General features: G+C 47.0%; 9 protein-coding genes. All 9 read left to right on the forward strand.

Features of this window, described 5'->3' with window-relative positions:
• The first annotated feature begins 10 nt into the window (after positions 1 to 10).
• Positions 11 to 1468: an Asp-tRNA(Asn)/Glu-tRNA(Gln) amidotransferase subunit GatA gene (gatA, locus tag ABIA61_RS21290; RefSeq protein ID WP_283653269.1), complete on the forward strand. Its 1458-nt coding sequence runs from the start codon at positions 11 to 13 to the stop codon at positions 1466 to 1468.
• Positions 1469 to 1494: 26 nt separating this feature from the next.
• Positions 1495 to 2940: an Asp-tRNA(Asn)/Glu-tRNA(Gln) amidotransferase subunit GatB gene (gene gatB, locus ABIA61_RS21295; RefSeq protein WP_283653268.1), complete on the forward strand. Its 1446-nt coding sequence runs from the start codon at positions 1495 to 1497 to the stop codon at positions 2938 to 2940.
• Between the two features lie 162 nt (positions 2941 to 3102).
• Entirely contained in the window at positions 3103 to 3564 is a 462-nt protein-coding gene (locus tag ABIA61_RS21300) for a GNAT family N-acetyltransferase (RefSeq protein ID WP_404520804.1), read from the forward strand.
• Between the two features lie 76 nt (positions 3565 to 3640).
• Positions 3641 to 4354, forward strand: a complete 714-nt coding sequence (locus tag ABIA61_RS21305; protein WP_283653266.1) for an MgtC/SapB family protein — start codon at positions 3641 to 3643, stop codon at positions 4352 to 4354.
• Between the two features lie 107 nt (positions 4355 to 4461).
• Positions 4462 to 5091, forward strand: a complete 630-nt coding sequence (locus ABIA61_RS21310; RefSeq protein ID WP_404520805.1) for a hypothetical protein — start codon at positions 4462 to 4464, stop codon at positions 5089 to 5091.
• A 7-nt stretch (positions 5092 to 5098) separates the two neighbouring features.
• Positions 5099 to 6502, forward strand: coding sequence for a DUF4097 family beta strand repeat-containing protein (locus tag ABIA61_RS21315; RefSeq protein ID WP_283653264.1), 1404 nt, complete (start codon positions 5099 to 5101; stop codon positions 6500 to 6502).
• A gap of 109 nt (positions 6503 to 6611) precedes the next feature.
• The gene (gene perR / locus ABIA61_RS21320) at positions 6612 to 7058 is read left to right on the forward strand and encodes a peroxide-responsive transcriptional repressor PerR (protein ID WP_283653263.1); all 447 of its coding nucleotides are present in this window, start codon (positions 6612 to 6614) and stop codon (positions 7056 to 7058) included.
• 165 nt (positions 7059 to 7223) lie between these two features.
• Positions 7224 to 8942: a glycosyl hydrolase family 18 protein gene (locus ABIA61_RS21325; protein WP_283653262.1), complete on the forward strand. Its 1719-nt coding sequence runs from the start codon at positions 7224 to 7226 to the stop codon at positions 8940 to 8942.
• 120 nt (positions 8943 to 9062) lie between these two features.
• Positions 9063 to 9953: a nucleotidyltransferase-like protein gene (locus ABIA61_RS21330; RefSeq protein WP_404581231.1), complete on the forward strand. Its 891-nt coding sequence runs from the start codon at positions 9063 to 9065 to the stop codon at positions 9951 to 9953.
• Positions 9954 to 10377: the final 424 nt, after the last annotated feature.

Consider the following 10377-nt stretch of genomic DNA (forward strand, 5'->3'; position numbering starts at 1 on the left):
AGGATGCAAATTGAGCTTGTTTGATAATACATTGCCGGAAATACATAACAAGCTGCATCAAAAGGAAATTTCCGTGAGTGACCTGGTGGGTCACGCTCTGGAGACGATTGGTGCGAGGGAAGACAAGATCAAGGCCTATATTACGGTTGACGAGGAGCAGGCACGTGCATCCGCACGTCAGCTGGACGATCATCTGATCTCGGGAAAGGAACGAGGTTTGCTGTTTGGCCTGCCGGTCGGCATTAAGGATAACATTGTGACAGAAGGGCTGCGTACAACATGCGGCAGTCAGTTTTTGAAGAATTTTGATCCCGTGTACGATGCAACGGTTGTTGGCAAATTGCGTACGGCGCAAACCGTGACACTGGGCAAAATGAACATGGACGAATTCGCCATGGGCGGCTCTAACGAGAACTCCAGCTTCTTCCCGGCACGAAATCCTTGGGATCTGGAACGCGTTCCCGGCGGCTCCAGTGGCGGCTCGGCTGCGGCTGTAGCAGCAGGCGAGGCTTATTTCACCCTCGGTTCTGATACAGGCGGATCCATTCGCCAGCCTGCGTCCTATTGTGGCGTAGTGGGCTTGAAGCCAACCTATGGTCTGGTATCACGTTTTGGCCTGGTGGCCTTTGCTTCCTCTTTGGACCAAATTGGACCGATTACGAAAAATGTTCAGGATTCGGCGTACGTCCTTCAAGCCATTGCAGGCTATGATCACAAGGACTCCACTTCTGCCAAGGTAGACGTTCCTGATTACTTGAACGCTTTGACCGGAGATGTAAAAGGGCTTCGTATTGCTGTACCTAAGGAGTATCTGGGTGAGGGTGTCGATCCACAGGTCAAGGAAAAGGTGCTGGACGCGCTGAAAACGCTGGAAGGACTGGGCGCGGTATGGGAAGAGGTTTCTCTTCCGCACACCGAATATGCGGTAGCCACATACTATCTGCTGGCTTCATCCGAAGCATCGTCCAATCTGGCCCGTTTTGACGGTGTACGCTATGGCGTACGTGCAGACAATCCGGACAACCTGCTGGATCTGTACCATCAATCCCGCACGCAGGGCTTTGGCCCCGAGGTGAAGCGCCGGATTATGCTGGGCACCTATGCGCTGAGTTCCGGGTACTATGATGCTTACTACTTGAAAGCTCAAAAAGTGCGTACACTGATCAAACAGGATTTTGATCGTGTGTTTGAACAATATGATGTCATTATCGGACCTACTGCGCCGACCACAGCTTTTAAAATCGGTTCGCAAGTGGATGATCCATTAACGATGTATTTGAACGATATCTTGACGATTCCGGTGAGCTTGGCTGGAGTGCCAGCCATCAGTATCCCTTGTGGTCTTGCAGATGGATTGCCGGTTGGACTGCAAATTATCGGAAAAGCCTTTGACGAGTCTTCCGTGCTGCGTGTAGCGCATGCATTTGAACAAAATACCGAATTTCACAAGCAGCGTCCGCAGCTGTAATTTGCCGAAAAGGAGGGAACCCATTCATGACTACTACTACATCCAAATATGAGACGGTCATCGGACTGGAAGTCCATGTGGAACTGCATACGAAGTCTAAAATATTTTGCGGATGCTCGACATCCTTCGGAGCACCGCCAAACTCGCATACATGTCCCATTTGTCTTGGGCATCCGGGGGTACTGCCGGTATTAAACCGTCAGGCCGTTGATTATGCGATGAAAGCGGCGATGGCGCTTAATTGCACGATTGCTGATGTGAGCAAGTTTGACCGCAAAAACTATTTTTACCCCGATTCACCCAAGGCTTACCAAATCTCGCAATACGATCAGCCGATCGGCGAGCATGGCTGGATTGATATTGAAGTGAACGGCGAGACAAAGCGTATCGGTATTACCCGACTGCATCTGGAAGAGGACGCAGGCAAATTAACACATGTCGATGGCGGCTATGCGTCTTTGGTTGATTTTAACCGGGTCGGTACACCGTTGGTCGAGATCGTTTCGGAACCGGAAATATCTTCACCTGAAGAAGCCAAGGCTTACTTGGAAAAGATACGTGCTATTATGCAGTATTGTGACGTATCCGATGTGAAGATGGAGGAAGGCTCGCTTCGCTGCGACGCGAACATTAGCCTTCGTCCGCATGGACAGCAAGAGCTAGGTACTAAAGCAGAGCTAAAAAACATGAACTCCTTCCGTGGAGTACAGCGCGGATTGGAATATGAGCAGTTCCGCCAGGAACAGACGCTGGAGGAAGGCGGAACGATTGTACAGGAGACACGTCGTTGGGATGAGGCCCAAGGTAAAACTCTGTCCATGCGCGGTAAGGAACAGGCGCATGACTATCGTTATTTCCCGGATCCGGATCTCGTTACGCTGCATATTGATGCAGAATGGAAAGAACATATTCGTGCTTCGATTCCTGAACTGCCTGACCAGCGAAAAGTTCGCTACACCTCGGAATATGGATTGCCTGAGTATGATGCACAGGTAATTACGTCTTCCAAGCCACTGGCCGATTTGTTCGAGGATAGTCTTCAATACACGAAGGATGCCAAAGCAGTATCCAACTGGATTATGGGGGATTTGCTCGGGTATTTGAACAGTGCAGGTGTGGAGCTGTCGCAGGTTAAACTGACAGGTCGGGGCTTGGGTGAAATGATCGGACTGCTGGAGAAGGGGACGATTAATAGTAAAATCGCTAAAACGGTCTTCAAGGAAATGCTGGAGAGTGATAAACTGCCGCAGCAAATTGTTGAAGAAAAAGGGCTTGTGCAAATCAGTGACGAGGGTGCGATCATGACGATCGTTGAGCAGGTTGTAGCGGCTAACCCGCAATCGGTTGAGGATTACAAAGCTGGCAAGCAGAAGGCCATCGGATTCCTGGTTGGTCAAGTGATGAAGGAGAGCAAGGGCAAAGCAAATCCTGGCCTCGCCAACAAGCTGCTGACGGAAGTGTTAAACCGCTAATGGCATAGATTTGAAAGGGGTTTGTCTTATAGGGACAGGCCCCTTTTTGTATAGGCTCTGTGATGAGCTGCGGTACGCAATTTGGAAGTGCAATGGCATGTTACGAGTTTCTCTATAGAAAGCAGTAGCACAGCCTGCCCTGAATAAAAGGAGGGATACAGCATGATTAGCATATGTTCATTGGAAGATGATGAAATGGTCAGTCAGATATGGCATCTTCAGCACATCGCTTACAGACTGGAGGCTGAGCGGATCGGTTTTGATGAAATACCACCCCTTATGGATACGTTTGATACGCTGCGAAGCTGCGGAGAGACATTCTATGGCTGGATTGAGGACGGCGACCTGCTAGGGGCGCTGGCGGTGCAGTCTGAGTCGTCCGATTCGCTCACTCTTGCACGTATGATGGTTCATCCGGATCATTTTCGCAAAGGGATTGCTGACTCCTTAATGAAGCATGTTTTGAATGAATATCATCATATACCGTTGTTTATCGTATCTACAGGAACTTTAAATGCTCCTGCGGTGGCCCTTTATCGAAAACATGGCTTTCGCCCCGTATCGGTGGTAGAGGTGGCTCCGGGCGTGGAATTAACCACATACCACCTGCATAACGTGAAATAGCACTCAAATAGCCTTACTAGCACAGAAACCACGAACCCGGCGAGGGAAGCACAACATAACCGGAGAAGGGAGCTTTATGGATAATCCTTGGGTTATAGACAATTCGCATATCATTTTACGGCTTTTGCTGTCCATGCTCCTCGGTGGATGCATTGGCTTTGAGCGCGAGCGTTCAAAGCATGCGGCTGGTTTGAGGACTCATATTATGGTCAGTCTCGGTTCGACGCTTATTATGCTGCTCTCCATTTACGGCTTTGCCGATTTTATCAAAGAAGCCAATGTACGTATTGATCCGGCTCGCTTGGCTACAGCTGTGATTACGGGAGTGGGTTTTTTAGGCGCTGGAACTATTATATTTACAGGCAAGTCCATCACTGGTTTAACGACAGCCGCCTCTATCTGGGTGGTAGCAGCTATTGGCCTTGGAATTGGAGCAGGGTTTTATTTTCCATCTATAGCGGCGACTGTACTCGTATTTCTAAACTTATGGGTGTTTAACAAAATCGAGTTGCGGTATATGCGAGGACGCCAGCCTCATCTGATTACACTGTATGGGTTGTCCTCTCACGGATTACTGGAGCAAATTTCGACTTATTTAGAGCAAGAAAAGGTGGAAATACGTAAAATAGTGATCAAAGAGCATGAAAATGTACCTTTTCACGAGGTCCACCCGGATCGGCAGAGCATGGAGGTTTCCTTGGAGGTGCTGGCCCGCGGCGATTTTAATCCGGTGCGTATTGCAGCCGATCTCAGGCAGTGGGAGGATGTAGCGGCAGTTTCCGTGGAATGAGGGTTTAACATATTTTTTCCAGTTACTCTTGAATCCGATTGGGGTACTATCTAACCATTGGAGCATTTGCTGCGGATCACGCATGGAATTCAAGGGGGGAGGATGGCATGGACTCGGAACAACCGATACTGTCTGGAGAGGAACAAAAGTCACCGGAGCCGGAACAGCGGGAACATCCCAAACAGGGTAAACGTTTTAAATACGCTAAATTTCGCAAAGGTATTTCCATTATAATGGCAGCATTGTTACCCGGACTGGGGCATCTTTTTTTAGGGCTCTTCATTAGAGGGCTTACATTTATCGTATTGCTTCTGTTAGATATTTTTGCGATGCTGTATGTCGCTTCTGACGGCTTGAGAATTAACATTCCGTTGCTTATTTTGCTCGGCTTGTTCATTCCTGTTTTGTATTTTTATAATGTATATGACGTGTTACAATCAGCGGATTATATGGTTCGCTATCGCCGTAAGCCGGATCGTAATGCACAGATGGATGCACGAGGACAGCAAAGCAGTCCATTTTATGCTTGGGAGAGAGGCTTGTCTTTTGCCGTGCTGCTTGTGGCGGGTGGCGGACTTATGATTCTGTTTCGTATGAAACCACGCTGGCTGGGCAACTTTTTCGAGGATTATGGCTTTTTGACGTTAGCTATTTTATTAATGCTGATCGGACTATTAGTCTTTTTGCGAGAAGTCGGCTTGTCGGTCAAGCGTAAAAAGGTTAAGGAAAGAGGGTGAAGCTGGCGTGCACCGCAAAATAAGAGTCGGGCGCTACACCTCTTCGCTTCTGTTGATGGCTGTAGGCGTTCTGCTTATCCTGGATGTTGTTCAACATACCGAATATATGCTTTTGCTGCTCATATGGTGGCCCGTTATTTTTGTGCTGTGGGGACTGGAGTATCTGATTTTTTTTGGGGTGTACTACCGCAAGGAGGGCAAGCCCGACAACGGACGGCGTTTCAGACCTGATCTGAAGGGAATTGTCTCCGCATTGGTCGTGGCCGCTGCTGTTTTTATCGTGACCCAGCAAAATCATTATATGTATCTGTGGAACAGGGTTAGTTTGAATCTGACCGCGGCGTCCATGGATTTTAGCCAGGCGAAAGGAAATCGATATGATATGGGCGGCATCCTGGTGCCTGTAACGATGCAGACGTCCGATTTGATAGTTGATTCGGTCAATGGCGATGTAACGCTGATCAGACGACCTGTATTCAATGTAGAAGTACGTGCGACCCTGTGGGTGGATCAAGCGCCTGCTGCTGAAGCGGACAAGATTGCTCAAGGCTCCTCGCTGACTTCTACCGACGGCAAGACCATTCAGATTCGTCCTGAGGTACAATCATACGGAGCATCGAGCAGACGTCAGCCCCGTACGAATATGCTAATTACAGTGCCAGAGGATCGGCGATTTAATATGCAGATCAGAACCTCCAACGGGGATATTACCCTGAACGGAGTAGATGCTATCGACAGCATCCGGCTTGAGAGCGGAAATGGGAATCTGACGGTTAATGATGCTATCGGCAATGTCAAAGGAGTCACCTTGAACGGTCGGATCAAATTGCATCGTATCACCGGAGATGTAGATATGCGAACCAATCGCGGCGATATGCAGGCAGGGGATATTGAAGGAACGGTTGCGCTACGCACGATGGTAGGCGACATTCAGCTTGCCCGCTCGGAAGGTGATATTACGGTTGATACCCAAAATGGTGACATGAACGTTCTGAATCCCACAGCCAAGCTGAATGCAAATTCGCTCAATGGCGGGATCAAGGTGCACAGCGAGCAGGTAGGTGGAGATTGGAAAATATACAGTGCTGTCGGTGATATTGCGTTGGATCTTCCGTCGAATGGTGACTTTCAGTTGGAGGGGTCCAGCAGTTACGGCAATCTTCGATCAGACTTCCCTTTTAAAATAGATAGTAAAAGTATCTCAGGCCAAAATGGGACAGGTAAGTACTCGATCAACGTGGAAGGCAACAGTAATTTAACGATCAAGAAGCTACTAATGCCATCGCTGCCTGGCTTGGACGAGTCGGCAGGAACGAATGTGCCTAATGCGTTAGAAACGCCTGCGGCTCCATCTGAATCTCCCGCTACCGGAGCCTCTAACGGGTCATCCAGCGATAATGCGGCGCGTTGACAAGAAACTTGAATTGACCGTACAATGTGAATAGACGTACAACGTGAATAGAATGTAAAATAGTTGTAATAAAGCAAATCGTAAGTAAGGGATAAGGCGGTGGACATATATGGCAGCTCGCGTCCAGCATGCTTTGGAACTTCTAAAGAAGACAGGTGTACGCATAACACCCCAGCGCCATGCCATATTAAACTATTTGATGGAATCTATGGGACATCCGACCGCTGATGAAATATATCGTGCGCTCGAATCCAAGTTTCCAAGCATGAGTGTGGCTACGGTTTATAATAACTTAAAGATGTTTATAGAAGCGGGTATGGTACATGAGTTGACCTATGGAGATAACGCCAGTCGTTATGATGCCAATGTTTCGGAGCACTATCACATCATTTGCGAAAAATGCGGAAAGATTGAAGATTTCAGTTATCCGTATTTGGCAGTTGTGGAACACCATGCCTCGTTAGAGACAGGTTTCGAAGTGCATGGACATCGTATGGAGTTATACGGAGTGTGCAAAGCTTGCATGAACAAGGAAATTCAGCAAAATAAGGAATAGAAGTTTTTCGGTGCGGTATGTATATATTGTAATGGGTTGGAAACGTGAGAAATTCCCCACAAGCGGGGATTTACCGCGTTTTTTTGTTTAAATAACTTGTCTGTCAGCAACCAGTTCAGTTTACGTTATCCTGTAATTCAAAGTTCCGACAATGGAGGTTGAATATTGGCCAGAAATCATTCCAGACGCCGCCGTAAACGTTCACGTTTCAAAGGGGCTACAAGCTTGCTGTTGTTCGCAGCGATCATCTGCGCAATTACTGTCGTATGGTTCGGTAATCCACTGCATGAAAAACCCGATTGGCAAGGCAGTATCCGCCCCATTTTTATCCAGGGAAAGCTAACCGGGTATGAAGCTCAAAACTCTGGCAAGAACATGCTGGTACCACTCAAATTTGTGCAAAGTAAAATCAATCCAGCGATTCGTTACGAGGATGACAGCCAAACTATCATTTTGGCTACGAGGCAAAATTTGCTACAAATGACCGTTTCCAAGCCGCAGGGGGAATTGAATGGAACATCATATACGCTCAGTGCAGCTCCCCAGATTATTAGTGGATCGGTTTATATACCTATGCAAGCTGTCCGTGAAGTATATGGTGTATCCGTTCATGAAGACACAGTGACGGGTGCAGTCATCCTGATGAAAGCCGGAGAGAAAGTCAAACTGGGAAACGTGGAGAAGAAGGATGGACGACAGGATGCCAAAATTGCTTTGCGTAAAGAAGCCTCCAGCCTGTCTTTTATTTTGACGGATATACCTCAACAAACGAAGGTGCGCATTTGGTCCAAACAGGCTGATTGGTATTTTGTTCAACTGGATAACGGCTACGCTGGATATGTGCAGGCGGCCAACATCTCTGAAGGAGAGGAGCTTGCGGTCGCCCCGGCTAAAGATACTCCATCTATCTCGGAGAAGCACTGGGAGGGAAGACCTGTTAACCTCGCCTGGGAGGCCGTTTACAACCGTAAACCTGATCCTTCCAAATTTGACCCTATGCCTGGAGTGAATGTGGTGAGTCCCACCTGGTTCAGTGTCATAGATAATGAGGGCACCGTACAAAGCAAAGCGGACCCTGCCTATGTCAGTTGGGCGCATCGCAAGGGGATGGAAGTATGGGGCTTGTTGAGCAACAGCTTTAATCCTGAATTAACGACAGAGGCCTTGTCTACCTTTGAACGGCGAAAGTCGATTATAGATCAGATGATTACACTTGCCGGTGAAAATGGTCTGGACGGTATCAATATTGACTTTGAAAATGTTCATACGAAGGATGGACCCAATGTCACCCAATTTCTGCGAGAGCTTAAGCCGATGGCACGTGAACATGATTTGATATTGTCTATTGATGTGACACCTAAATCTCAAAGTGAGATGTGGTCTGCTTTTCTGGATCGAAAATCATTGGGTTCCATTACGGATTATCTCATGGTTATGGCCTATGATGAGCATTGGGCAGCCAGCCCGAAGGCTGGTTCAGTCGCCTCGCTGCCGTGGGTGGAAGCGTCGATCAAGCGAATCATTCAGGAGGATGAAGTACCATCTCAAAAAGTTGTCTTGGGCATTCCGTTATACACTCGTGTATGGTCTGAAACACCTAAAGGGGACACCATCAAGGTTAGCTCCAAATCACTCGGTATGGAGTCAGCAGCAGCGATTATCGAGAAATTTAAGCTAAAGCCTAAATTCAGAGCGTCGGAAGGCCAGAATTATGTCGAGTATAATGAAGACGGCATTGTTAAAAAGATTTGGCTGGAGGATCGTGTATCGCTGGAAGCGAGGGTACAACTTGCCAAGTCATTGAAACTTGGGGGAATCGGTGTATGGAACCGGACCTTTGCGAATGAAGCCGCTTGGGATTCTTTAAAAGAAATAAGTAAATGAGGAATTTGCAAAAATCCTGAAATAAAACATAAAATTTATAGAATTGAAGAAGGAAGTTTCTTTTTTATGTAGAAATGTTCACATATATCCAAATTTAGCGGTAATGGCCGCCTTACAGGTATGGAGGGAGAAGTGCAGCTAACCAAATTAAGCTTGATGTATGATGAATTGTTGCAGGAAGATTCGATCGGCATTATTTTGTATAGAAAGCCGAGCGAATATTTTCATGGAGCCATGCTGTACGATTTTGATGAACTCATTCTAATTATTGGAGAAAGCCGGAAGCCAGCCCGTTCCATTCAGCATTTACTGATTAATGGCTTAAGGTGTCAGGTGTTGTACGCAACACTGGATTGTCTGAAAGGGTGGATTATCGCCGGTGAACATGCCATCATAATAGATTATTTACTGGAAGGCCACATCATATGGGAGCGGGATGAAAGGGTCAGTCTTTTAAGGCGGGAAATTATTGAATTCAACGGCCCGTTACGGGAGCAAAAGCAATTTCATGAGTTCGCCCGTTTTCTGGCTAATTACGTTCATGGTAAAAGAGCGATGCGAGAAGGTCGGATTATTGACGCTCATCAGAGTATTCTGAAGGCGTTGGATCATTGGGCATCCATTGAGCTTATTGAGCGGGGGATTTATCCGACGGTTCACTTGTGGGTTCAGACACAGCCGTTGGATCGAACGATCTACAAGCTGTACAACGAACTCACGTTAAGTACGGAAACTCTTGAGCAGCGGGTTGAGCTTGTGCTGCTTGCTTGCGAATTTTCAGTGATGTCTAAAATGGAGGGGTGCTCAGCACCGCTATTCCGCATTTTAGGCAGCAGACGGGAGCCCTGGTCCATAGATGAGCTTATCAATCATCCTGAGCTAAAAAATCTCCAACTGGATCTTACCGTAGTGCTACGTAATCTCGTATACCGCTCATTGATCAGGGAATCGGCTGGCGGGAATCTCAGGAATCGCGGACACCATAGTGAATTACGTTATTCCCTTATTTAATTGATACATCGAATCAGCGGGAGGAAGGTCCGTTAAAACGGGTTTTTCTTCCTTTTTTATTCGTAATAGAGTCACATTGACGCTCAAAACATAAAAATTGTCGTTAAAGGTTGACGAGTTTATAAAAGATATGCTAAGTTATAACTCGCCCCATTAAGCAGCATGAATAATTTAGACCTGTTTACAGCAGGATAAATATGTTGCAAACAAGCATGAAAATAAATTTTAAAAAAATGCTTGACGTAAAATGAGGTTATGTGTTACATTATTTAAGTCGCCGCTGAGACGCGGTGGTGAAACGAAGCAAGACAAAAGCAAGACAAAATGTAGGTTTGATCTTTGAAAACTGAACAACGAGTGAGTACGGATTTTGCTTGCAAAATCCAACGCTGAGATTTTGGTACATGCCGTCAGGCTGTATAAA

The organism is Paenibacillus sp. RC21 (assembly GCF_044907935.1).
GTDB classification, from domain to species: Bacteria; Bacillota; Bacilli; order Paenibacillales; family Paenibacillaceae; genus Paenibacillus; species Paenibacillus terrae_A.

Coding starts and splice junctions, on each gene's coding strand:
- perR (WP_283653263.1), top strand. CDS start 6,612: ATGGCAGCTCGCGTCCAGCATGCTTTGGAACTTCTAAAGAAGACAGGT.
- gatB (WP_283653268.1), top strand. CDS start 1,495: ATGACTACTACTACATCCAAATATGAGACGGTCATCGGACTGGAAGTC.
- ABIA61_RS21330 (WP_404581231.1), top strand. CDS start 9,063: ATGGAGGGAGAAGTGCAGCTAACCAAATTAAGCTTGATGTATGATGAA.
- ABIA61_RS21305 (WP_283653266.1), top strand. CDS start 3,641: ATGGATAATCCTTGGGTTATAGACAATTCGCATATCATTTTACGGCTT.
- ABIA61_RS21300 (WP_404520804.1), top strand. CDS start 3,103: ATGATTAGCATATGTTCATTGGAAGATGATGAAATGGTCAGTCAGATA.
- ABIA61_RS21310 (WP_404520805.1), top strand. CDS start 4,462: ATGGACTCGGAACAACCGATACTGTCTGGAGAGGAACAAAAGTCACCG.